Origin of the sequence: Leeuwenhoekiella blandensis MED217, assembly GCF_000152985.1 — a bacterium.
Classification (GTDB): Bacteria; Bacteroidota; Bacteroidia; order Flavobacteriales; family Flavobacteriaceae; genus Leeuwenhoekiella; species Leeuwenhoekiella blandensis.
Map to the genome: position 1 here is coordinate 1,843,687 of NZ_CH672395.1, position 24,026 is coordinate 1,867,712.

At 38.1% G+C, this 24,026-nt stretch carries 28 protein-coding genes; 14 read left to right on the forward strand and 14 right to left on the reverse strand.

Annotation, left to right across the window (positions count from 1 at the left end; all coding sequences use genetic code 11):
• Positions 1-477 precede the first annotated feature (477 nt).
• From rplS to MED217_RS07895, 5 genes are all read right to left on the reverse strand, one after another.
• Complete coding sequence (gene rplS / locus MED217_RS07875; RefSeq protein WP_009779972.1) at positions 478-828, reverse strand: 50S ribosomal protein L19; 351 nt, start codon at positions 826-828, stop codon at positions 478-480.
• Positions 829-964: 136 nt separating this feature from the next.
• Positions 965-1,642: a tRNA (guanosine(37)-N1)-methyltransferase TrmD gene (trmD, locus tag MED217_RS07880; protein WP_009779973.1), complete on the reverse strand. Its 678-nt coding sequence runs from the start codon at positions 1,640-1,642 to the stop codon at positions 965-967.
• A 15-nt stretch (positions 1,643-1,657) separates the two neighbouring features.
• Complete coding sequence (locus MED217_RS07885) at positions 1,658-2,266, reverse strand: coiled-coil domain-containing protein (RefSeq protein WP_009779974.1); 609 nt, start codon at positions 2,264-2,266, stop codon at positions 1,658-1,660.
• Between the two features lie 155 nt (positions 2,267-2,421).
• Positions 2,422-3,870: a glyceraldehyde-3-phosphate dehydrogenase gene (locus MED217_RS07890; RefSeq protein WP_009779975.1), complete on the reverse strand. Its 1,449-nt coding sequence runs from the start codon at positions 3,868-3,870 to the stop codon at positions 2,422-2,424.
• 254 nt (positions 3,871-4,124) lie between these two features.
• Entirely contained in the window at positions 4,125-5,522 is a 1,398-nt protein-coding gene (locus MED217_RS07895) for a trypsin-like peptidase domain-containing protein (RefSeq protein ID WP_009779976.1), read from the reverse strand.
• A 134-nt stretch (positions 5,523-5,656) separates the two neighbouring features.
• Between MED217_RS07895 and dapF the strand changes: the two genes are divergently transcribed.
• From dapF to MED217_RS07915, 4 genes are all read left to right on the forward strand, one after another.
• Positions 5,657-6,433, forward strand: coding sequence for a diaminopimelate epimerase (dapF, locus tag MED217_RS07900; RefSeq protein ID WP_009779977.1), 777 nt, complete (start codon positions 5,657-5,659; stop codon positions 6,431-6,433).
• On the forward strand, positions 6,421-6,963 hold the full coding sequence (locus MED217_RS07905) for a GNAT family N-acetyltransferase (protein WP_009779978.1): 543 nt from the start codon (positions 6,421-6,423) through the stop codon (positions 6,961-6,963). The genes dapF and MED217_RS07905 overlap by 13 nt, the downstream gene beginning before the upstream one ends.
• Complete coding sequence (gene mltG, locus MED217_RS07910; protein ID WP_009779979.1) at positions 6,953-7,996, forward strand: endolytic transglycosylase MltG; 1,044 nt, start codon at positions 6,953-6,955, stop codon at positions 7,994-7,996. The genes MED217_RS07905 and mltG overlap by 11 nt, the downstream gene beginning before the upstream one ends.
• 232 nt (positions 7,997-8,228) lie before the next feature.
• Positions 8,229-8,888: a hypothetical protein gene (locus tag MED217_RS07915; protein WP_009779980.1), complete on the forward strand. Its 660-nt coding sequence runs from the start codon at positions 8,229-8,231 to the stop codon at positions 8,886-8,888.
• A gap of 47 nt (positions 8,889-8,935) precedes the next feature.
• Here MED217_RS07915 and MED217_RS07920 read toward each other — a convergent pair whose 3' ends face one another.
• The 3 genes from MED217_RS07920 to dnaA are packed head-to-tail and all read right to left on the reverse strand — an operon-like array spanning position 8,936 to position 11,606.
• Positions 8,936-9,655, reverse strand: a complete 720-nt coding sequence (locus tag MED217_RS07920; protein WP_009779981.1) for an SAM-dependent methyltransferase — start codon at positions 9,653-9,655, stop codon at positions 8,936-8,938.
• A 15-nt stretch (positions 9,656-9,670) separates the two neighbouring features.
• Positions 9,671-10,126 (reverse strand): low molecular weight protein-tyrosine-phosphatase, encoded by a 456-nt coding sequence (locus MED217_RS07925; RefSeq protein WP_009779982.1) that lies wholly within the window; start codon positions 10,124-10,126, stop codon positions 9,671-9,673.
• A 49-nt stretch (positions 10,127-10,175) separates the two neighbouring features.
• The gene (gene dnaA, locus MED217_RS07930) at positions 10,176-11,606 is read right to left on the reverse strand and encodes a chromosomal replication initiator protein DnaA (RefSeq protein WP_009779983.1); all 1,431 of its coding nucleotides are present in this window, start codon (positions 11,604-11,606) and stop codon (positions 10,176-10,178) included.
• Between the two features lie 200 nt (positions 11,607-11,806).
• Here dnaA and MED217_RS07935 point away from each other — a divergent pair, with 200 nt between their 5' ends.
• The gene (locus tag MED217_RS07935) at positions 11,807-12,220 is read left to right on the forward strand and encodes an acyl-CoA thioesterase (RefSeq protein ID WP_009779984.1); all 414 of its coding nucleotides are present in this window, start codon (positions 11,807-11,809) and stop codon (positions 12,218-12,220) included.
• Here the strand turns inward: MED217_RS07935 and MED217_RS07940 are convergent.
• Genes MED217_RS07940 through ribD form a run of 4 tightly spaced genes read right to left on the reverse strand, consistent with a single transcriptional unit; the run spans position 12,210 to position 15,361 of the window.
• Entirely contained in the window at positions 12,210-12,827 is a 618-nt protein-coding gene (locus tag MED217_RS07940) for an IMPACT family protein (protein ID WP_009779985.1), read from the reverse strand. The genes MED217_RS07935 and MED217_RS07940 overlap by 11 nt on opposite strands.
• A complete protein-coding gene (locus tag MED217_RS07945) occupies positions 12,827-13,705 on the reverse strand; it encodes an SMR family transporter (RefSeq protein WP_009779986.1) in 879 nt (292 codons plus the stop codon). Before MED217_RS07945 ends, MED217_RS07940 begins: the two co-directional genes overlap by 1 nt.
• Entirely contained in the window at positions 13,702-14,316 is a 615-nt protein-coding gene (locus MED217_RS07950) for an HAD family hydrolase (protein ID WP_009779987.1), read from the reverse strand. The genes MED217_RS07945 and MED217_RS07950 overlap by 4 nt, the downstream gene beginning before the upstream one ends.
• Positions 14,309-15,361, reverse strand: coding sequence for a bifunctional diaminohydroxyphosphoribosylaminopyrimidine deaminase/5-amino-6-(5-phosphoribosylamino)uracil reductase RibD (gene ribD, locus MED217_RS07955; protein ID WP_040532669.1), 1,053 nt, complete (start codon positions 15,359-15,361; stop codon positions 14,309-14,311). Before ribD ends, MED217_RS07950 begins: the two co-directional genes overlap by 8 nt.
• Positions 15,362-15,396: 35 nt before the next feature.
• Between ribD and MED217_RS07960 the strand changes: the two genes are divergently transcribed.
• The 7 genes from MED217_RS07960 to MED217_RS07990 all read left to right on the forward strand — a co-directional run bounded on the left by MED217_RS07960 (position 15,397) and on the right by MED217_RS07990 (position 21,513).
• Positions 15,397-15,876, forward strand: a complete 480-nt coding sequence (locus tag MED217_RS07960; protein ID WP_009779989.1) for a GNAT family N-acetyltransferase — start codon at positions 15,397-15,399, stop codon at positions 15,874-15,876.
• The gene (gene prmC / locus MED217_RS07965) at positions 15,877-16,719 is read left to right on the forward strand and encodes a peptide chain release factor N(5)-glutamine methyltransferase (RefSeq protein WP_009779990.1); all 843 of its coding nucleotides are present in this window, start codon (positions 15,877-15,879) and stop codon (positions 16,717-16,719) included. It begins immediately after the preceding gene.
• Positions 16,719-17,309, forward strand: coding sequence for an LOG family protein (locus MED217_RS07970; RefSeq protein ID WP_009779991.1), 591 nt, complete (start codon positions 16,719-16,721; stop codon positions 17,307-17,309). Before prmC ends, MED217_RS07970 begins: the two co-directional genes overlap by 1 nt.
• Positions 17,310-17,315: 6 nt before the next feature.
• Positions 17,316-17,837 carry a hypothetical protein gene (locus MED217_RS07975; RefSeq protein ID WP_009779992.1) on the forward strand — a complete coding sequence of 174 codons (522 nt, stop codon included), beginning with the start codon at positions 17,316-17,318 and terminating at the stop codon, positions 17,835-17,837.
• A 59-nt stretch (positions 17,838-17,896) separates the two neighbouring features.
• The gene (gene ligA, locus MED217_RS07980; RefSeq protein ID WP_009779993.1) at positions 17,897-19,888 is read left to right on the forward strand and encodes an NAD-dependent DNA ligase LigA; all 1,992 of its coding nucleotides are present in this window, start codon (positions 17,897-17,899) and stop codon (positions 19,886-19,888) included.
• A 157-nt stretch (positions 19,889-20,045) separates the two neighbouring features.
• Positions 20,046-20,735 carry a hypothetical protein gene (locus MED217_RS07985; protein WP_009779994.1) on the forward strand — a complete coding sequence of 230 codons (690 nt, stop codon included), beginning with the start codon at positions 20,046-20,048 and terminating at the stop codon, positions 20,733-20,735.
• 64 nt (positions 20,736-20,799) lie between these two features.
• Positions 20,800-21,513, forward strand: coding sequence for a hypothetical protein (locus tag MED217_RS07990; RefSeq protein WP_154648921.1), 714 nt, complete (start codon positions 20,800-20,802; stop codon positions 21,511-21,513).
• On the opposite strand, the gene MED217_RS07995 is transcribed toward MED217_RS07990, so the two are convergent.
• Together MED217_RS07995 and MED217_RS08000 are read right to left on the reverse strand one after the other, a co-directional pair.
• Positions 21,510-22,418 (reverse strand): bifunctional metallophosphatase/5'-nucleotidase, encoded by a 909-nt coding sequence (locus MED217_RS07995; protein WP_009779996.1) that lies wholly within the window; start codon positions 22,416-22,418, stop codon positions 21,510-21,512. The genes MED217_RS07990 and MED217_RS07995 overlap by 4 nt on opposite strands.
• Before the next feature lie 2 nt (positions 22,419-22,420).
• On the reverse strand, positions 22,421-23,170 hold the full coding sequence (locus MED217_RS08000; protein ID WP_009779997.1) for a 5'-nucleotidase C-terminal domain-containing protein: 750 nt from the start codon (positions 23,168-23,170) through the stop codon (positions 22,421-22,423).
• Between the two features lie 65 nt (positions 23,171-23,235).
• Between MED217_RS08000 and MED217_RS18500 the strand changes: the two genes are divergently transcribed.
• Positions 23,236-23,754 (forward strand): DUF6913 domain-containing protein, encoded by a 519-nt coding sequence (locus MED217_RS18500; RefSeq protein WP_009779998.1) that lies wholly within the window; start codon positions 23,236-23,238, stop codon positions 23,752-23,754.
• 1 nt (position 23,755) lies between these two features.
• Positions 23,756-24,026 (forward strand): dihydrodipicolinate synthase family protein (locus tag MED217_RS08010; RefSeq protein ID WP_009779999.1); only part of this gene is annotated, 271 nt, incomplete at its 3' end.

The window sequence follows — 24,026 nt, forward strand, 5'->3', positions numbered from 1 at the left end:
TCTTCTTAAAGCCTGTAAAATTGGGAGTAAGCTTTAATTTGTGAACAGATAAGATATATTGTAGTGTAAAATGAAAAAAGCTCTGTTGCGATAATCACTAGCGCAACAGAGCTTCTAATGGTTTGATTTTTTACCGGTGAACCCTTGAAGTTCCTGAGACAAGAATATTAGTACTTGCACCGTAAATCAAAACATAGGGATTATTTTAAAATCCCACCCAATAGCTTTACCTGTTTTCAAGAAACTACTGCTATACAGTGGTAATGCTAATGGAAACAGAATGAATTTCTAAAAAAAATCATTCTAGAAACGTTTGATATCATAAAGGTAATAAAAATCCTATAACGTTGTAGCTAAAATTTGAATTTTGTTGTTAACCATTGATTAACAGTACATTTGAACATTTGTTGATAACGAATGGCTATCAAATAAAAATGCTCCCGTTTGGGAGCATTTAAATCGTATGTAGAAAGAAGCTTATTTTCTAACTTCTTTAATTCTAGCTTTCTTACCAGTAAGACCTCTAAAGTAGTAAATACGAGATCTACGTACTTTACCTCTCTTATTGATTTCAATTTTTTGAAGAGCTGGCATATTAATTGGGAATATACGCTCAACACCAACAGTACCAGACATTTTTCTGATAGTGAATGTTCTTGTTACTCCGGTACCGCGTACTTGAATTACAACACCTCTAAAGAACTGTGTACGTACTTTTTCACCTTCACGGATTTCATAGTAAACAGTGATTGTATCACCAGCACTGAATTCTGGAAATTCTTTTTTCTCTACGAATTCGTTTTGTACAAAACTTATTAAATCTTCCATTTTTAAGATTTTTTAAAATTGAATAAAAGCAACATTCACGTATCTCGCCAGAGGTTGGTTCTATGAGCGTGCAAATTTACTATAAAAAATAAATTAGACAATTGTTAATCCTAATTTTTTATAAAGAAACTAGAAATTAGTCTTTTAACAGATCTGGTCTTCTGTTAAGTGTGTGTTTATAAGCCTGTTCCTCGCGCCAAGCTTCAATTTTTGGAGTGTTACCTGAGGTGAGTATTTCAGGAACTTTCCAACCTTTATACTCTGCAGGACGCGTATAAACCGGTGGAGCCAACATATCGTCTTGAAAAGAATCGGTTAAGGCCGAAGTTTCATTCCCCAAAACACCGGGAATTAACCGAATAACCGCATCACATAAAATGAGCGCTCCCAATTCGCCACCACTTAAAACATAGTCTCCAATAGAGATCTCGCGCGTGATAAATTGATCACGCACGCGCTGGTCAACTCCTTTATAATGCCCGCAAAGAATAATGATGTTTTTTTGAAGCGAAATCGTATTGGCAATTCCCTGATTAAGGGTTTCTCCATCAGGCGTCATATAGATCACTTCATCGTAGTCGCGTTCTGCTTTGAGGCCACTGATGCACTTATCTATAGGTTCGATCATCATGACCATTCCTGCGCCACCGCCGTATTGATAATCATCTACTTGCTTATACGCATTGGTGGTGTAATCTCTAAGATTATGAAAATGAACTTCAACAAGACCTTTTGCAATCGAACGTTGCATAATTGAGGCTTCAAACGGACTCTTTAAAAGTTCAGGAACAACTGTGATGATATCAATACGCATGAATAAAAGCTTTTGCTATTGTTTTTTAACAGCTTTATTACGCTCATCCTGAAGTAAGCGTCCCATCTTTTGCTCTTTTTCCAGTGCTTTTTTACGGTATTCTTCATACTCAGATTCAACATCTGCCAACTTTTGTCGGGCTTCCTGCGTATGTGCGTTACTTCCTTTAAATTTGAAAATGAAGAAAATTAAGGCTAAAGCTAAAACCGCCACAATGCCCCACATCATTCCCATATAACTGCCTTTACTCATAGGCATACCTAGGAAAAAAATAGAGTCTTTTTCTGCTCTGGTTTGATCGAGCGTACCTTGTGTATCTTCAAGTGATTTGTTTAATTCACTGATTTTTGCATCCTGAGTTTGAATTTCCTCCTGAAGCCCTACTATTTGTCCTTTCAATCCATTGATACTATCGGCAGCGTTACTTTTCAGTTTTTGAAGCGCATTTTGCTTAACAACTTTATATTCCTGATAGTTATTTGAATTTTCAAGTAAATCTTCAAACTGTTGCGAGATCGTATTTACTTTAGGCTCGGTTGGTTGTTCTGCGTTTTGCGTTTCTTGAGCCGAAACAGCTGCTATCGCAAAAAAGAAGAGGAGGAAGTTGATTTTTATAGTATTCATTTTAGCTAGTCATTTTTCTATGTGTGGGAAAACGGAGCGTATCCCATCTTAGTATATAAAGCCTGCAAAAATAATCAATTCTAAGCGTTTTACTTCTATTAGCATAATAAATATAAACTTTAGTTTATGTTATCAATTTACTGAAATTCAAAGGATTAATAATAGGTGAATCTTCGCACTTTTGAAATATACTTTGCGAGTCTAATAACTTGATGGCTGTAACCATACTCATTGTCGTACCAAATATACAGCACAGCATTTTCTGAATCTGAAGAAACCAACGTAGCCTGACTGTCATAAATGGAAGGTGCCGAAGAGCCAACGATATCGCTGGAAACAAGTTCTGTATTGATCGAATATTTAATTTGTTCGACCAGATCACCTTCTAGAGCATACTTTTTTAAAGTTGCATTAATGGTTTCAACCGTGGTTTTTTGTTTCAGTTTAAGATTGAGTATCGCAAGCGAACCGTTAGGCACCGGTACGCGTATCGCATTTGAGGTAAGTTTTCCTTCGAGGTCTGGTAGGGCTTTAGCAACCGCTTTACCGGCTCCCGTTTCTGTAATGACCATATTGAGCGCAGCTGCGCGGCCTCTTCTATATTTAGAGTGCATATTATCGACCAGATTTTGATCATTGGTATAGGCGTGTATGGTTTCTAAATGACCAGTGGATATACCAAAAGTTTCTTCAATAACTTTTAAAACCGGAGTGATCGCATTGGTGGTGCAAGAGGCTGCAGATACGATTGAAGTTTCGTCAGGGTTCACCTGTGTGTGATTTACTCCGTGAACCACATTGGGAATTCCTTTTCCCGGGGCGGTGAGCAGTACTTTTGAAACTCCTTTTGCAATTAAATGTCTGCTCAATTGCTCTTGATCTCTAAAAGCACCGGTGTTATCAATAATGAGTGCTTCGTCAATGTCGTATTGAGTGTAATCAATATCTTCAGGATTGTTGGCTGAAATTAATTTTACCGTAGTACCGTTTATGATTAAAGCTTCACGTTCTAAACTAACATCTATAGTTCCCGGAAAATCCCCGTGAATACTATCACTTTTTAAAAGAGATGCACGTTTTTTTAAGACCGCTTCATCAATAGCGCCACGAACAACAATGGCTCTAAGTCTTAACTGATTGCCGCTTCCCGTTCGGGTCATTAATTCGCGTGCGACAAGTCGGCCAATTCTTCCAAAACCGTATAAGACCACATCTTTGGGAGAGATAGCTTCTGCGTCTTGTGCGTCTTTTAATTTGTCATGAACAAAGGCTTTAGCGTCGGTATATTCATTGTCTTCAATATGGTATTCATAAGTAAGTTTACCAATATCAAGTTTAGCAGGAGGGAGGCTGACTTGCTGAATAGCCTTAGCGAGTTCTACACTATCAAATATGGAAATAGGTTTTTGAACAAATGCTCCGGCATAGGCGTGCAAATTGAGGATTTCGCTCACGTTACGATCAATAAGCTGATTTCTGAATAATACCAGTTCGATATTATTATCATACCAAAGATCACTAACGATTTTAATGAACTCAATGGTGGCACGGCGTCTGTCGGCTTGAAAGGCAAGTTCTTTTTCGTAGGTATTAGGAGTTGTCATTAGTTAAGTGTGTTGTATGTTTAAATTTTCGGCAAAGATACTTAACTATATCGTTTTCGTTGTGCGATTTTAGAATAAAAAAAGCCCTTCGATCGAAGGGCTTTAATTTCACTAGAATTTCTCGATAATTGAGATTAAATGACAGGATACTAATTTTATTGGCGCCGCCAAAGGGTCAAATACTCCGTGGCTTGTCTCGAAATTAAACGTTGGTTTCCAGACAATGCCTTATGGAATAGCCCTGAGGTGATTTACTATTGAAAAATAATTTGCTTTTTCTCTCCATCTTTCCCTACAAAGCTTATGCTCACCGGCTCATTTGGATTTTTAGCATTCATAATGCGTTTTACGTCATCTACCGATTGTACAGCTTCCTCATCTATTTCGGTGATCAGGATGCCATTTAATCCATATCTTTTTAATTTCTCATTAGTGGCCTGAGAGATCACGACTCCATTCCTCACTCCGTATTCTTTCAGTAAATCTTTAGACGCCTCGCGAACTTCTAAACCTGGTTTTTCAATAACAAAAGCTTCATATTTTAAGAGGGTTACAGGAACTGTATTGCGTTCACCGTCTCTGGTATAAGTTACTTGCACCACGTCATTAGGACGTTTTGAACCAAGATATCCAGATAAATCTGAAAATTTATTTACCTCTACATCATCAATTTGAGTGATAATATCTCCTTCTTGTAATCCAGCTTTTTTTGCGCCGCTTTCAAATTCAACATTTGCAACATAAACACCTTCAACAGCATCAACGTCAAGCTGACTGGCAATACTTGGGTTTAAGCTGGTTCCGCTTACTCCTAATATTCCACGTTGTACATCACCATATTCAAGAATATCTTCTACAATTTTACGCGCATTATTAGAGGGTACAGCAAATGCGTAACCTACATAACTACCGGTTTGTGAAGTAATAGCGGTATTGATACCAATTAATTCTCCATTGATATTTACTAATGCACCACCACTGTTTCCGGGGTTGATCGCAGCATCGGTTTGAATAAAAGATTGCGGATTTGAATCATATTCATTGATATCTCGGGCTTTAGCCGAAATAATTCCTGCAGTCACTGTGCTAGTTAAATTAAATGGATTTCCTACAGCAAGCGCCCATTCTCCAAGACGCACATTATCTGAGTCTCCAAAAGGTAAATAAGGAAGGTCTTCATCAGCATCGATTTTTAAAAGTGCGATATCTGCTTGCGGATCTGTACCGATTACTTCAGCTTTAAAGGTTCGGTTATCATTTAAAGACACATCAAGTTCTGAAGCTCCATCGATCACGTGATTGTTGGTTACAATATAACCATCTGCAGAAATAATCACGCCACTACCGGCACCTACGAGTCCTTTGCGGGTTTCTCCACCACCATAGAAGAATTCTCTTAAATTACGGGGTTGCCTTTGGGTTTGTACATTTTTTACGTGAACAACAGCATGAACGGTACGGTCGGCAGCTTCGGTAAAGTCGGCATTCGTGCTGCTTATCGGTCGGCCTTCATAGCTTACAGTACTAAAATTAGAATTAGTAGTTGGGTTAGAAACTTCAGTTCTAGACTCATCTTCCAGCAGCTTATATGCTCCCAGAGTAATACCACCACCTAAGATGGCAACAAACAATAGGCTTGCAAATTTTTTCATAATACGTTTCTATTTTTTTATATAACATTATAAATACGAGTGACAGTATATCGTGTTGCAGTATTTAACTCGGTCTTAACAAGGTGTAGAATATTCGCTTTATGTATTTTTGCGAAGCTTAAAAAAAACCAGCTATGTCTATACCTTTTTATAAATACCAAGGCACCGGCAACGATTTTGTAATGATCGATAACCGTCAACATATATTTTCCAAAAATGATACCAAACTCGTAAAGCAACTTTGTGACCGAAAATTTGGCATAGGTGCAGACGGTTTGATCTTGCTTGAAAACCACGAGGATCAGGACTTTACCATGGTGTATTATAATGCAGATGGCAACCCAAGTTCAATGTGTGGTAATGGAGGGCGTTGCATCGTAGCTTTTGCTCAAGAGTTGGGAGTGATTAAAAATTCAACCACTTTTGAAGCAATAGATGGTTTACACGAAGCGTATATAAAAGATGGTCTGGTACATCTTAAAATGCAAGATGTTTCAGAAATCAAAGAATATGAAGATCATTTATTTTTAGATACCGGCTCACCGCATCACGTGCAGTGGGTGAACGATATAGAACATTATGATGTGAAAAGTAATGGAGCAGCATTGCGCTACGGACCGCTTTACGGCAAAGCCGGAAGTAACATCAATTTTGTTGAAGCTACGACTGAAGGCTTCAGGTTGCGTACCTATGAGCGTGGAGTAGAGGATGAGACGTTGAGTTGCGGTACGGGAGCAACCGCGGTAGCTTTGGCCATTCACAAACAGGGAAAAGTAAGTCATACGAGTATTCCCTTACAGGTAGAAGGTGGTAATTTAAAAATCGAATTTGAACCAGAAGGAGTGGGGTATAAAAATATCTTTCTCATAGGCCCGGCCCAAAAAGTTTTTGAAGGAGTATGGAGGGATTAACGCTAAAAGGAGACTTAGTTTATTTAAGAGCGCTTGAACCAGAAGATCTGGATCTGGTATTTGAGATCGAGAATGATGAAGACTTGTGGGAGCTGAGTACAACGCTCACTCCGTTTTCTAAATTTTTACTGAAGCAATACCTGAAGAATTCACACAAAGATATTTACGAGGCAAAGCAATTGCGCTTAGTGATTTGCAAAGCCGATAATCAAGAAGCTTTAGGAATGATCGATCTGTTTGATTTTGATCCTAGAAATAATCGTGCAGGCTTAGGGATTTTGATCTTTAGTAAAGTGGAACGTGGAAAAGGCTATGGTGCCGAAGCGTTGAAACTCATTATTAAATACGCCTTTAAACGCCTAGAGTTTCATCAGTTGTATGCAAACATACTTGAAGAAAATGCTCCAAGTATTAAATTGTTTGAAAAACAAGGTTTTGAACGCGTAGGACTCAAAAAAGATTGGACACGCGTAGGCGGAAGTTATAGAAACGAATATTTATACCAATTAATTCACACAGATGTACATTAAAAAAATCATTGCAGCTACTGCAGTAATCGGGATGATTATCGGCGGGATTTTTGCCTACACGATTTACGGTAAGTTTTTCTCTCCCAATACCGCATTTAATAATGGGGAGGCTCATATTTATGTACGATCTGATGCAAACTATAGTGATGTAAGAGCAGATTTAGAACTTCTAGTTAAAGATCTGGAATCTTTTGACCAAGTCGCTGAGCGTAAGGGCTATACGAGTAATGTCAAGGCTGGTCATTTTATTATTAAAAAGGGGAGTAATAATAATGAGATCGTAAATGCGATCCGTAGCGGGAATACTCCGGTCAAAATCGCTTTTAATAATCAAGAACGGCTTGTAGATCTTGCGGGGCGTATAGGGCAACAGCTTGAAGTGGACAGTACAGCGCTGATTGAAGCCTTTACTGATGCTGAATTTTTAAAGGAAAACGGATTTTCTGAAGAAACAGCGCTTACCATGTATCTGCCCAATACCTATGAGTTTTATTGGAATACAGATGCTGAAGAATACCGCGACCGTATGCTCAAAGAGTATAAGAAATTCTGGACCGAGGATCGAAAAGCCAAAGCAAAAGCACAAGGATTAACACCAGCTGAAGTATATACGCTAGCATCTATTGTTCAAAAAGAAACAGCAAAAAATGATGAGCGCCCAAGAGTTGCCGGAGTTTATTTGAATCGTTTGCATAACGGTTGGAAGTTGGATGCAGACCCGACGGTAATTTATGCGGTAAAAAAAACGCAGAATGATTTTGACCAAGTCATAAAGCGTGTTCTATATAAAGATCTGGAAACAGATTCTCCGTATAACACATACAAATATGCCGGTTTACCACCCGGACCTATCTTTATGCCCGATCTATCTGCAATTAATGCAGTGTTAAATCCTGAAAATCATCAATACTATTTCTTTGTTGCAGACGTTTCTAATCCCGGCTATCATCTTTTTGCGAAGACTATGGCTCAGCACAATGCAAACAGAAAGCAGTATATTAATTGGATTAACAAGCAGGGCATTAACCGATAATTTAACAAATGTTAAATGTTTACATAATCTTCAAAAAGGATATTTGTAAATGTTAAAATCGGTAATAAAAAGTAGTGATTGCTTTAAAATAGCAGCTATTTTATTGAATTTGTTGACTTTGGGAAAAGCTTAACCAATTCATAATCAATCGCTTGAATTCTATTCGTATATTTGCGCGGTAATATAGATGGGTATTTCAGTGGCGCGTTACTACCTGTCTGAAAATTAGTTTATGACGAAAAACATAGTAAAACTAGCAGCGCTTCCTTCTGTATTTGGACTTGTGGCATTAAGCATGTCAGTAAAAGATGCAGATAAGCCACGCGAAAATTCTACTGAAGGTTTAGAGTTATTTTATACTGTTCCGCAATTTGATGAAGTAGATTCGTCAGTTTTGGACAACACTTCAAATTTAAATCTTGCTACTCCCGGAAAATCGTTCACAGGTTTCAAAGAAGCTTTAGGATTTAAAGAATCACAAAATGATTACAAGCGCATTAACAAGCTTGGATATTTAGGTAAGTATCAGTTTGGCAGAAGTACCTTGTTGCTTTTAGGAATAACAGATACTGAAGAATTTTTGAACAATCCCGTTTGGCAGGAGAAAGCCTTTGTAGCTAATGCCTCGCGTAACAAGTGGGTTTTAAGAAAAGACATCAAACGCTTTAATGGTAAAGTGATCAATGGTGTGAAGGTGACAGAATCTGGAATTCTGGCAGCTGCGCATCTTGCAGGTCCAGGTAGCGTTAAAAGTTATTTACGCTCTGGTGGCGTAGAGGGTTTTAGAGATGCTTTTGGGACTTCTATACGCAGCTATATGAAGAAGTTTTCAGGATATGATGTTTCTTTTATAGAGCCTAATCGTACTGCGAAAGTAAACTTAGAAAGTTAAGATCAATATTCATATAGAACTAAAAAAGCGACCTGTGGGTCGCTTTTTTAATGTTGTATAATAAAGATCGCGGGTCTTTTATGTAAATCCGGTTTATTGGTTTTCCAGACAGAAATGGGTTTGGTTACGATAAACTCGGTGTTTAATGTGATGTCGCAAGCGATGCATAATCGTGTAGAGCCATTCAAGGTATTGCAAAGTTCGTCAAGCATCTTATTGTTACGGTAAGGGGTTTCAATAAAAAGTTGTGCTTGGTTATAGTCTTTAGAAAGGTGTTCTAAGCGCTTCAGCTCGTTGCGCTTTTCTTTTTGGTCAATGGGTAAATAGCCGTTAAATGCAAAGTTTTGACCATTCATTCCGCTACTCATCATCGCCATTAAGATTGAAGAAGGACCAACAAGCGGAACAACTTGAATACCTTTTTCATGAGCGATGCGCACCACTTCAGCACCGGGATCTGCAACACCGGGAACTCCGGCTTCAGACATTAATCCCATAGATTTACCTTTTAAACAAGCATCTAGAAAGTTAGGTATTTCAGAAGCTTCAGTGTGTTTATTTAAGGCATGTAGGATTAGGGAAGGTTGTGGTTTTTTTGGAGAAATCTGTTTTATAAAACGACGTGCTGTTTTTTCATTTTCGACTATATAATCATCTAATTGCTCAACGATCTTTTGCACCATTCCCGGCATCACTTCCAAGGGTGGCGTGTCACCAAGTGTAACCGGAATGAGATAAAGTTTGCCAAGTTCAGTTTTGATATGCATAGTTTGTAGTTGAGATTAACTAAGTCGCTCTGCAATTTTTGTAGTGGCCTCGTCAAGCATTTCGTAAACGCGGTCAAAACCCCTCAAACTATCATTGTAAGGATCAGGAACATCAACACGTTCTCCCGGAAAGATTTCGTCTAAAATAAGCTGAACTTTTGCTTTGTCCTCATCTTTAGTGGCTTGAGCGACTACATCTTCATAATTGTAATTGTCCATTACAAAGATGTGATCATAACGATCAAAAAATGCCGGTTTAAATTGCATACCGCGTTGATCTGTGATATCTAAACCATTTTTTTGAGCAACGGCAATGCTTCGGGAATCGGGCATACTGCCTACGTGCCAATGACCGGTTCCGGCAGAATCAACTTGAAATCTTTCAGCATCAAGTTTTGATTTTAGAAGACCTTCGGCGAGTGGTGATCTGCAAATATTACCTAAGCAAACCATTAAAATGTGCGTTTTCATCTTCTGTATATTTTAGGAGGTATATTCAGTCTTAAATATACGCTGCGATTTACATCGTAAGCTTTTTGTTGAGATCTTCAACATATTTTCTAAACTGCTTGTCTGTAGAAGATAAATTATCTACTGTTTTACAAGCGTGCAATACGGTGGCGTGGTCTCTTTTTCCTATTTGAGAGCCGATACTTGCCAGCGAAGCTTTAGTTAACTTCTTAGCAAAGAACATTGCAAGTTGACGTGCCTGAACAATATGACGCTTACGTGTTTTAGATTGCAGGGTGTCAACATCCATCTGGAAATAATCGCTTACAACCTTTTGGATATAATCTATAGAAACTTCGCGTTTGGTATGTTTGACGTAGTTGTCAACAATCTTTTTAGCAAGCTCCAGATTTATTTCTTTTCTATTGAAAGAAGAGTGGGCGATAAGCGAAATTATAGCACCTTCTAACTCACGAATGTTTGTCTTGATATTGTTAGCCAAAAACTCCACAATATCTTCGGGCATTTCTACACCGTCTTGATACAGTTTGTTTTTGATAATAGAAACGCGCGTTTCAAAACCTGGTGATTGCAATTCGGCTGAAAGTCCCCATTTAAAACGAGACAAGAGACGCTGCTCAATATCCTGCATATCAACAGGTGCTTTGTCACTGGTTAAGACCACCTGTTTTCCATTTTGATGCAAGTGGTTAAAAATGTGGAAAAACACATCTTGCGTACCCGCTTTTCCAGAAAGTAATTGAATATCATCTACAATTAAGACATCGATCACTTGATAGAAATGTATAAAGTCATTTCTATTATTCTTTTTAACCGACTCTATATATTGCTGCGTAAACTTTTCAGCTGAAATATATAAGACTGTTTTGTCTGGATAGCGGTCTTTAATTTGAACACCGATCGCATGTGCTAAGTGGGTTTTACCTAAACCAACACCTCCAAAGATCAATAAGGGATTGAATGAGGTTCCGCCTGGTTTATTGGCTACGGCCATACCGGCAGAACGTGCTAATCGGTTAGAATCTCCTTCTAAGAAATTCTCAAAGTTGTAATTAGGATTTAGTTGAGACTCAATCTCCAGATTACGAATCCCGGGAATCACAAACGGATTTTTAAGCTCGGGATTTTTATTTTTTAAGGGAGCATCAACCTCTTGAGATTTCATCGTATTAGGACGGTTGGTACTCGGAATTTTTTCGGTAAAGGGTTGCTTGTTTCCGTAGGTGTTTTCCATACGGATCACATAAACCAATTTTGCATGTTCACCCAGTTCTTTAGTGAGCGATACCTTAAGTAATTTAACGTAATGTTCTTCTAGCCATTCATAGAAGAATTTACTGGGTACCTGTATGCTTAGCGCATTGTCTGTAAGTTTAACCGCTCGTATAGGTTCAAACCAGGTTTTGTAAGCCTGCGGGGTTATATTGTCCTGTATAAATGAGAGACAATTATCCCATACTGTTTGCGCAGTCATACTCATTCTTGTGGTGAAGTTTTTAGTTATTTTTGGTTTCGGACGACTGAAAAGTGAGAAAATAAAGAGATCTTCGTTTCATTCAGTGCGGGGCAAATATGTGAACAAAAATTGTAATAAAAAAAGAAAATAAGATTGCTTTTTTAGAATTTTTATCGCATACTCTTTTCGCTTTTGAAAGTATAAATTTATTTGTTAATAACTGTATGAAATCGCATAATAGTTTTGTTAAAGTTAGGTACGGTGAGACCGATCAAATGGGAGTTGTTTATCATGGTAATTATCCTCAATATCTGGAAGTTGCACGCATTGAATGGCTTGAAAATTTAGGAATTTCCTACAAAAAAATGGAAGAAAACGGCGTGATGCTTCCTGTTTATGACATGCGAATTTCTTTTTTAAAGCCTGCTTTTTTTGACGATCTTTTAACGGTTAAAACTACCTTGCGAAAAACACCTCGCGCCAGTATAGTTTTTGACTATGAAATTACTAATCAAAATCAAGAATTGTTAACTAAAGCAGAGACGACTTTGGTCTTTGTAGACATGAAATCCAATAGGCCTACGCGATGTCCTGAATATGTTTTAGAGCTTTTGGCTGAAGACAAGGCTACAGAATAGTAGTTTTTATACCGAATACTGCATCAAAACGTTCTTGAATTCGTTCCAGATCATTTTTTCTTACTGAAACGCTTACTTCACAACTGAGCTCCATTTTTTGATGTGCGATGTCAAGTTGTTCTTCTTTGATGATGCGCATCACTGTGTGTAATAATGCATATTCAAAGTTTAACTGAAGTTCTTCAGTAATGGTTTTGACTATTATTTTAGAAGTTTCTAATGCGAGTTGTGCAGCTGTTTTGTACGCCTGAATCAATCCGCCAACTCCCAGATTGGTTCCGCCGTAATAGCGAATTACCGTTACTAGAGTATCTGTTACTTCAAAAGATTGTAATTGCCCGTAAATGGGTTGTCCTGCAGAATTGTTGGGTTCGCCATCATCATTAGCTCTGTACTGCTCGTAATTTTTGCCTAACTGCCAGGCGTAGCAGATGTGAGAAGCTTTGTTGTGTTGTTGATGCAGTGCAGCTAAAACTTCTTCAACTTGAGCTTCGGATTTTACCGGATGTGCTTGCCCTATAAACTTACTGCCTCGGTCTTTAAAGAGTGATTCTGCGCTGGCTTTTGCAATCGTTTTATAGGTGTCTCTGCTTGTTTCTTCTTCCATTAATTCGATTTTACAACAGCGATGAGTATAATACTTATTACGGCGATCGCAATACCGATCCAGTTTTTTGTGGAAAGTTTTTCCTTAAAAAATAAAATTCCGATCAAAGTTGCAGCCATTACAATTCCCACATTGTTCAGTGTAAAAACCGTTGAACTTTCTAGAGAAGGATGTCTTAACGCCTGAACCAAAAAGTAAATGGAGTAATAATTAGGAACTCCCAATGCGATACCGCCTAGCAGGTTTTTAAAATGAAGTTTTTCTTTTCCTTTTAAGAGTTGGTAACCTAAAACGCTAATGCCTAAAATAAATGCGGTGACAAAAATCATCGCCGAAAATAAGGGGACATCTTTTTCGGCCACGTAACTGTCTTCAAGAAATTTGATGGTAGTGTCTATAATTCCGCTTCCCAGAAAAACTAGTATGGGGAATACTAAACTGCTTTTTGTAGCAGCAGTTTTATCAATTGACTTTTTCAGCGAAACCAAATACACTGCGATCAAAGCCAGCAGGATTCCTATTATTTTATGTGTTCCTGAGCTTTCGTTGTAGTAGATTAAACCAAATGTAATTGGTAGTACGACACTCATTTTGGTTGCTACTGAAACTACAGAAAGTCCGCTGCGTTGTGTTGTGATGGCCATCAGATTGAAGGTCACTATAAAGAGAACGCCTAGAAATAATGTTCCCGGCAGCCAGGAATAAGACGGGATTGCAGTAAAATTTATAGGTTGTTCATAAGATAAAATACCAGAGACACTTGCGATAAGGTAATTAACTACAATGGCTTGAAATGTATTGACTTGGTATTTGTCAAATAATTTAAAGACAAGAAAAATAATACTTGAGGATACTATGCTCAGTAAAAGATAGATCAAAATAAGTCCTTTTTTACTTCAAATAGTTGCGTTACATCCTGTAAGCCGGGCTCTAAATGCCAAGTATGGATTCCCATAGAAGCCGCAGCTGCAGTGTTTAAAAGGGTGTCGTCAATAAATATTGTCTCCTCAGCAATTAAGGTATCGTTTTGAAGCACATAATCGTAAATCTCAAGGTCAGGTTTACGCATATTGATCTTTTGAGAAAGGTAAAAGCGCTCAAAGCAATTTTGAAATTGTGAATACCGCAGTGCACCCATATTCTTAATCACCTGTTCTATATGTAAATCATTGGTGTTGCTCAACAGGAAAAGTCTGTAGGTTTTGTCTTTTGCCAGTTGCATAATCCAATCCAAACGATGTTGCGGGAAATCTAAAATAATACTGTTCCAGGCTTGTTTAAAAGATAGCGCGGTGAGTGAAGGAAATTTTTTGAGATAGTTTTCTGTGAGTTGCTCACTTGTCATCAAGCCTTTTTCATAGGTATTATGCCAAGCATTCATCTCTTCATCAATATGCCGAATTCCCATTTTGGCTAAGGCTTGCTCGGGAGCTTTTTTATCTAGATTGATGAAGACATCACCAAAATCGAAAACAATGTTTTTAATCATTTACGTGAGTGTAATAGACCAAATGGTCACCGGTTAGTTGACTAGATCTTATAGGTTGAGCATTGGATAGTTTAGGAGCGCTTATTCCATTATGGAAGTTTTGTTTCCCTTTAAATACACGGGCTTCATCCCAAAGTTCTTGATCAATGAAATTTTGTAAAGTGGTACTTCCTCCTTCAATGATCACCGATTGTAAACCTTCTTTGTAAAGCGTTTGGAGTACTTCGGTAATCAGGTTTTTATTAAAATCAACAGTTATATATTTTGTTGAACTTGTGCTTTCTTTAGTTTTTTCAGTAAAAACCAGTGTTGTAGCGCTTTCATCAAAAACCCTACTTTCCTCTGAAATTTTGAGTTCGCGATCAAGAACAATTCGCGTAGGGGATTTACCGCTCCAATCTCTAGTAGTAAGGCTTGGATTATCTGCTTCTACGGTTTTGGTCCCTACCAAAATACTTTGTTCTTCTGCGCGCCACTTGTGAACTAATTGCTTGCTGTAAGAGTTGGTGATCCAAACCGGTTCACGGCTGCTTCTACTCTTCGCTTCAGGAGCAATAAAACCATCCAGACTTTCTGCCCATTTTAGAATAATATAAGGACGCTTTTTTTGATGAAAAGTAAAAAAGCGCTTGTTAAGCTGTTGGCATTCTTGCTCAAGAACACCAACTAAAACCTCACAACCTGCATCGATTAATTTTTTGATTCCGCGGCCGGCAACTTCAGCAAAAGGATCAACCGTACCTATGACCACTTTTTTAATTCCTTTAGCAATAATCAGATCGCTGCACGGCGGTGTTTTACCAAAATGACTGCAAGGTTCAAGACTTACATAAATGGTAGCTTTGTCGAGTAGTGATTGATCATTTACGCTGTTTACAGCATTTACTTCGGCGTGGGGTTGCCCGGCTTGTTGATGCCAACCTTCACCTATAATGCGGTCTTCATAGACAATGACACTGCCTACCATAGGATTGGGATAGGTGTTGCCGAGACCGTTTTTGGCCAGTTGCAGGCAACGCGACATATATTTTTCGTGTATCTTCACAGCCTCAAAAATACCATTTAAAAGTAAGATTATCTATGTTGCAAATCAGAGCAATTAAAGCATCAGATAATGAGGAGTTAGCAGCCTTATTGCGATCCATTTTAATTGAAATGGGTGTACCCAGAGTAGGAACGGCGTATGCAGATAAAGCACTCGATTGTATGTATGAGACGTACGATGTAGATCAAGCGGAGTATTTTGTTATTGAAGAGGATGGAAAACTTTTAGGTGGAGCTGGTATTGCTGCTTTAGCCAACTATGACGGCCCGGTTTGTGAACTTCAGAAAATGTATATTTCTGCGTCGCTGCGCGGAAAGGGTGTAGGAAAACAATTGATGGATGTTTGTCTGGATTTTGCTAAAACTTCGGGTTTTGAACAGGTGTACATTGAGACGATGCCGTATATGGAAGCTGCTCAGAAGCTCTATAAAAAATCTGGTTTTGAATACGTCGACGGCCCCATGGGATGCACCGGCCACAGTGCGTGTCCTGTACATATGCTTAAAACACTTTAAATGACGCTAAAAGCCTATAGAACGCATTTTTATAAGGAATTAGAAGCTTTTTATCCGCAGGAGGAATACGAGACTTTTTTTAAAGTTTTGGCTCAGGAGTATTTGAAACTCGCAGCATATGAGATTCCGTTGAATTTTCAATTGGAACTTGATGAGGCACAACGTAATTTATTTGACAAGGCTTTGTCGCGATTGCAACAAAACGAGCCTTTACAATACATTGTAGCTTCAACTGAATTTTATGGTTTTCCGTTTCAGTTATCGCCTGCGGTTTTGATTCCAAGACCCGAAACGGAGGAGTTGGTCGACTGGATTTATACTGATTTTAAAAATACAAGCTGTACCATTCTCGATATTGGTACCGGAAGCGGAGCGATCGCTGTGAGTCTTGCAAAATTGCTTCCTGAAGCCAAAGTCACTGCGATAGATGTTTCAGAAGATGCTTTAAAAATCGCTGAAGCAAATGCCTCCTCAAATGCGGTGAATGTTCAATTTATCAAGCAGGATATCTTGGATTGTCAGGCGCTCGATCGATCTTATGATGTGATTGTTTCCAATCCGCCTTACGTGCGTGATTTGGAAAAAGTAGAGATCAAGGCAAATGTTTTGAATTACGAGCCGCATCTGGCGCTTTTTGTAGAAGATCAAAATGCTTTGATTTTTTATAAAAAAATAGCAGAACTCGCTATCCAAGCTCTGCAACCTAACGGAATTTTGTATTTTGAAATCAATCAATATTTAAGTGTAGAAACCGTAGGTCTCTTAAAGAATATTGGTTTTTCTCAAGTAGAATTACGTGATGATTTTGCAGGAAAGCCAAGAATGATAAAAGCACAACATTAATGAACGATTTAAAATCAATATGTGTCTTTTGCGGAAGCAGTGAAGGCACAGATCCAAAAATAATAGAACAAGCAAGTCTGCTTGGTCAAAAACTGGCAGCACATCAACTCACACTGATTTATGGTGGTTCGCAATTGGGGATTATGGGTAAAGTGGCTAAGGCGAGTTTGGCAAATGGAGGCAAAGCTATTGGGATTATCCCAGAATTTTTAAAGACCAAAGAAATTGTATATCCTGATCTGGACGAAATTATTACAACCCAAAATATGCACGAGCGCAAGCTTAAAATGCAAGAAATGAGTGACGGTTTTATTACGCTTCCCGGTGGCTTTGGAACCTTTGAAGAGCTCTTTGAGATCATTACCTGGAGTCAGTTGGGATTGCATCATAAACCCATAGGCTTGCTCAATACCAATGGATTTTACGATCACTTGATCGCAATGTTGGATGAGATGGTAAAACGTGGTTTTTTAAATAAAAACAATCGCGAACTCTTAATTGAAGATGCTGATGTAGAGCGTTTGCTTCAGAAAATGAAAGCCTTTGAACCTGATCACACTTCAAAATTTTTAAAGCCCGAAAATACTTAAAGATACATGAGGTGGTTGGTGCTGGCTGTTTTCTTTGTTTGTACATCTTGTTTGACGCGTGATGAGCGCATCAGTGAATTTCAAATTGAATTAGGACTGGAAAAAGCAAAAGCCTTGAATGCGTTGGTAGCTCATTTTGAACTTCAATTGAACGGTATTTATCCATCACTGCCTTTAGAAAAGGCATATTTGGCATTGTTTAAAGATTTAGAGTCTGGCAATTTTAGTGCGCATCAAAAGCTTAAGGTTCTTCCAGAATCTTTAGAAGAAGTTTACGAAGCATCGGGTTTACACGCAGATGTACATCAAGAAAATCATCAACCGCTTAAAATCAACGAGGATGGCATCTTCTTTAAGATGATGCGTTCACAAAGCTATTATAATGAATTGATCTCAGAGTATTTCTGGGTTTTAGAAGAGGTTGGGCCTATTAATGATGCTCAATTTGCTTCGGGGATGCTAAAGTTTAATTTTGACCCCAAAAATTATTTTCACAAACGACTGGTTGTATTTCAGTTTTTGCCTTAAATCAAATTCTATGATTCTGGCAAAGCCGAAATTTACATCCTGCTAATTTTTAGTACACTATGACTGCCCAAGAAAAAATTGAAGCGCTTCGTCAAGAATTGCGACAGTATAATTATGAATATTATGTGCTTGACAAGCCTCAGGTTGATGATTATACCTTTGATCAGAAATTAAAGGAGCTTCAGGAAATGGAGGCAAAGCATCCTGAATTTTATGATGCTAATTCGCCAACACTTCGGGTAGGAGGAGAGGTGACCAAAAATTTTGCTACTGTAAAGCACGAGCATCGCATGTATTCTCTTGACAATAGTTACTCGCAAGAGGATCTTGAAGATTGGGAAAAGCGCATAAAAAAATTAGTTGATGGTGCCGTTGAATATGTGTGCGAACTTAAATATGACGGGGCTTCTATTAGTTTGACGTACGAGGAAGGAGTTTTGGTGCGCGCAGTTACGCGTGGTGATGGTGTACAAGGGGATGATGTGACCAATAACGTTAAAACCATTCGCAGTGTGCCTTTAAAGTTGAAAGGTGATTTTCCTGCTAAATTTGATATACGCGGTGAAATTGTACTTCCGCTTGCGGGTTTTGCAGCCATGAACGCTGAACGTGTAGAGGCCGGAGATGAGCCTTATAGCAATCCAAGAAATACCGCTTCGGGAAGTTTAAAACTTCAGGATAGTGCAGAGGTGGCTAAGCGACCGCTGGAATGTTTACTGTATAGTATTGTGGGAGAAAACCTGGATATTGCTTCGCAGTTCGAAAGTTTAGAAAAAGCGCGTTCTTGGGGATTTAAAGTTCCGGAGGTGGCAAAAAAAACCGCTTCAACTGCAGAAACCTTTGAGTTTTTAAATTATTGGGATGAGCATCGTCACGATTTACCTTATGAGACCGATGGTGTTGTGATCAAGGTGAATAGCTTTAGACAACAAGAGGAATTAGGTTTTACAGCTAAAGCACCACGTTGGGCAATGGCGTATAAATTCAAAACCGAACAAGCTGAAACTGTTCTTGAAAAAATAACCTATCAAGTAGGACGTACGGGAGCAATTACTCCGGTTGCAAATCTCGTTCCCGTGCAATTAGCTGGAACCATTGTAAAGCGCGCTTCGCTACACAATGCAGATCAAATTGAAAAGCTAGATGTGCGCGAGGGAGATCACGTGTATGTTGAAAAAGGAGGCGAAATCATTCCTAAAATTGTTGGGGTTGATTTTGAGCAACGCGATCCAGACTCGACGGCAACAGAATATATTTCAGAATGTCCTGAGTGTGGTACAACGCTCGTGCGTCAGGAAGGGGAAGCGCAGCATTATTGCCCGAATGATATGGGTTGCCCTCCGCAAATCATTGGTAGAATTCAACATTTTATTTCCCGTAAAGCGATGGATATTGAAGGCTTGGGAGGTGAAACCGTAGCTTTATTAGTAAACGAAGGGTTGATCAAAAATTATGCTGATCTCTACACGCTTAAAAAAGAGCAAATATTGCCTTTAGAACGAATGGCAGAAAAGTCGGCAGATAACTTGATCAAGGGGATTGAAGCTTCTAAGCAAATTCCTTTTGAACGGGTTTTGTTTGGTTTAGGAATTAGATATGTGGGCGAAACAGTGGCGCGTAAACTGGCTAAGCAGTTTAAAACCATTGATGCGTTAGCTGAAGCTTCAGAAGAAACTTTAGTTGCTGTAGATGAGATAGGAGCGCGTATTGCACAAAGTGTGGTTTCATTTTTCTCTGAAGAAGCAAATCAAGATCTTATCAAAAGATTGAAGGATTATGGTCTGCAATTGGAGCTTGATGCTTCGGTGCTAGAAAATCAAACCGATAAATTGCAAGGACAAACGTTTGTGATTTCCGGAGTGTTTTCAAAAGTATCACGTACAGAACTAAAAAAGCTGATAGAAGATAACGGAGGAAAAGCTTCCGGCAGTATTTCATCTAAAACAAATTATCTGGTTGCCGGTGAAAATATGGGACCGAGCAAATTGCAAAAAGCAGAAAAATTAGGGGTGCCTATCATTTCTGAAGATGACTTTTTAGCGATGCTTTAGTTAATTTAACTTGTAAAAAACCTGTTTCTACTATTCGGTTTCTCTTTAATTATTGATTAACCAAAATATTTATAGTAAACACTGTAAATTTTAAATAGACTAAATGTATGTTGATCTAATGAGATGAACATCTGAAAACTCAAAAGAGCATTTATAAATGAAATCTAACTACTTGCTGTTTGCTTATATTCTTACTGCTGTGGTTGAATTGGTGCTGCTGGGGTGTGACTTGAGTTTCTCTATTTATTTGCGCCCTATTTGTGTTGTTCTCATTTATAGCTACTATGTAGTTAGTGTGAAAAAGCACAACTTCTTTTTATTGTTTTATTTGACTTGTGAGCTGATCAACGAAATGTTCTTTTTAATAGATTTTACAAGATATTTTACTTTGGTTATGCTGTGCTATAGTCTGGCAACTTTTTCTATGTTGCATCATTTATGGCCACTCTATACCAAAGCAAATTTTAAAACGGAACTTAATGAGCTTTTGCGGCCGTTGTTAGGGCTTATAGCAGTTATGTATATCTTTTGGGAATTAACTTTTATGGTTTTTGACAACCTCCCGAATAATCTTGTTTTTTTTCCGGCCTTGCTGGCGCTTTTGTCTTGGTTGTTTTTCTGTACACTAATACCTGTAAAAAACAAACATCCAGATAATTTTGCGTTATATATAATGGGTGGTGCAATGGGGGTTATGGCTCCTTCTATGTTTATCTATGAATTTTTATGGTCTAAGGCTGTTGTGCTCTACTTCTCCTTATTTTCTATGATAATTTTAAAGATTTTCTTAGTAACGTATCTAATCAAATTGCAAAATATCTTAAAATCACGTGAGGAATATTTTTAAAAGTAGTTTATGGTAGTAAGTATGTTTATATTGCACTGATTTATCATAGCTTAGATTTGAAGTAATGACAAATAGAATTAGATCATTCAAACCTTCACAGGTTTTGCTTACAGGTATGTTGTGTTGCCTGTTATTTATTGTGGGTACTAGTTATGGGCTTGGCTTGGGCTCATACATTCAGCCTTTCTTTTATTTATTTTTCTACTTCTATTATTATACCGCTTTAAAGCGGCATAATATCGTTTTTGCAATATTTCTTCTTACCGCTTATATAGGCGAGGTTTTTTTAATAATAGATGTTCATAAATATTTTGTAGAGATTATCGTGATGTTCATTTTGGCAGCCTCTGCAATGCTTTATACTTTTTTACCAATTTTGAAGTTAAAATCTCGTAAAATAACTAAAGAGATGATTGTAGAGCCGGGTATTGGCCTTATTTTCTGTGTGTATACAGTTATCTATCTTATGACTATGTATTATGAGTTGGTCCCAAATAAATTCTTATTTATTTCTGGATCGATCTTATTGTTGTTTTTTACTATGGTTTGCTTCTTGATTCCTTTAAGAAACAGGCATCCAAGTAATGTTTATCTTTATTTGATAGGAGGCGGATTGCTTGTTGAAGCAATATTATCTTTTGTATATACCTATAGTCTCTCAATTCCTATCATTGCTGTTGGAACCAAAATTGCTATATGTGTGCACAAAACCTGCGTGACGCTATACTTTGTGAGTATAGACGAGGTTTGTTCAGACGAGAGTCGAGAAGGCTATTAAACCGTGATGGTACGAGCGTTATTTGAAATGCTTCCGTCTAGGTTGAAGGTGAAATCGATTCTTCCTAAATTGATCCCGGCCCAACCTACTTGATTTACAAGAACTTCAACACCATCTGCATTATTTACGATAACCGGTTTGTCTAAAAATGTATGTGTATGCCCGCCAATGATCAAATCGATATTACGCGTTTTTTCAGCCAGTTTAATGTCTGAAATCTTATCAAACTTATAATCATAGCCCAGATGTGATAAACAAATAACCAGATCACATTGTTCTTCCTCCTTTAGAATTCTGCTCATATCCTGTGCAATTTCAACAGGATCCAAATATTCTGTTTCTTTGCTTAAAGCTTTGGTAACCAAACCTTCAAGTTGAATTCCTAATCCAAAAACACCAATTTTGATTCCGTCTTTTATAAAAACTTCGTAAGGTTTGGTGAGTCCTTCCATAGTTGTATTAGTAAAGTCATAATTGGCACTCAGCATTTTAAAGCTTGCATTAGGCATTTGGGCTGCCAACCCGCCAACGCCATTGTCAAAATCGTGATTACCTATGGTTGCCGCATCATACTTAAGTAGACTCATTAATTTAAACTCCAGCTCACCTCCATAGAAATTAAAATAAGGGGTTCCTTGAAAAATATCTCCCGCATCTAACAAAAGGGTGTTGGGATTTTCTTTTCGAATGGCTTCAACAAGGGTGAGTCTGCGGGCAACACCTCCTTGATTGGGATGCAAAGCGTCCTCCGGAGAAAAAGGATCTATATGACTATGCACATCGTTAGTATGCAAAATGGTAATTGTTTTTGTCTTTTTGGTTTCAGCAAAAAGATCAAAGCTGGGTAATGCAGAAATTGCTGCGGTTGCAATTCCGGTTTGTTTTATAAAAGTTCTTCTTATCATAATTACTCTTGTATAAATCGGTCATCTCTAACGGGGGCAATCGTGTCTTTGGCTTTAAAATAGTCAACCAAAATAGTTCTGATTTTGTAATCTAAAACTTCCATGCTTACAGGTTTACTAAAAAACGTCATTCGGTCTCCGCCTTGTTGTAGATAATCATTGGTGGCGACAAAATAGGTTTTGCCCTCTTCAACAGGTTTGCCATTGATGGTGGTAGATTTAAGCTTTTCATCTTGATCTAGAATGATCTGCATATTTGAGATAGGATGTGCTTTGCCCGATTCTAAATAGGAAAACATTTCTTTGATCTGGTCACTGCTCAATTCAACTACCACGACACTATTTTCAAAAGGCATAATGTCAAAAGCGGTACGCATAGTTACATCGCCTGCATTTAAGGTAGATCGTATACCGCCGTGATTAAGCAAAACTGCATCGATCTCCTTTCCGGTACGTTTTTTAAATACAGGATTACTCAATTCATAAACAGCGTCTGCCATCATATTACCAATGGCGGTATTATACGGGCCTTCGCTTTTAGATAAGCTCGTAGGCGCGTATGCGAGCACGGCGCCCATTTCTTCGTCAATGCGTTGTCGATATGGAGCGATGTATTCTAAAATGGCTTCGTCACCTTTTAAACTATCGGTTATGGCGATTTGTTTGCCGTTGATTTGTGTGAGTGTTGCTTGTGAATCTTTGCAGCCAACTGCGATGCTTGCAAGAAAAAGAAGGGAAAAGAATCGAATCATCAAGGATTAAATAAAAGATTTGCTTTGCGCGATAATTAATTACATTTGCGCCAAAACAAATTTAGATGTTTTTAAACGGATTGAAGCACAATTTGCTTAAAACTAAGGTTAACAAAACCCGTCAAAAACCTATTCAAACAAGGCAGTCTACTTGTATTCAAACGGTTGGTGTTTTGGTTGATGCGAGGTTTTTTGAGGAGTGGTCAGGTTTGAAAAAAATGATTGATAACCTGTCGCAATCTGTTGAAAATAAGATCGTTTTTTATACTGAAAAGAAAGAGGTAAACACCGCTGAAAATCAAATCGCACTAAGAGCTAACGATTTTAGTCTTGTAGGAGGTTTAAAAAATCCAGAGGTAGAAGCGTTTGTAAAGAAACCTTTTGACCTCTTGATAAGCTATTACAGTACAGAAAATGTATTTTTGGATTTCGTTTCGGCACAATCCAATGCCTTGTTTCGAGTAGGTGTTTCTGAGGATATGATGGAATTTAATGATCTCACGATTAAAACTCCATTAAATCAGATAGATGTGTTTGAAAGGGAGCTGATCAACTATTTAAAAATATTAAAACGCATAAAATAACATGCAGGAATTGAGAGGAACCGGTGTAGCATTAGCCACTCCGTTTAATGAAGATTTGAGTGTAGATTTTGACGGTCTTGCCAAATTAATTGACTACAACATCGACGGTGGTGTAGATTATCTTGTGGTAATGGGAACCACGGCTGAAAATGCCACCTTATCCGCCCAAGAGAAAGACGCTGTAATCAAGAAAGCGATCGAAGTGAATGCAGGTAGATTGCCTTTGGTTTTAGGTGTAGGAGGGAACAATACCGCTGCAGTCATCAATGAAT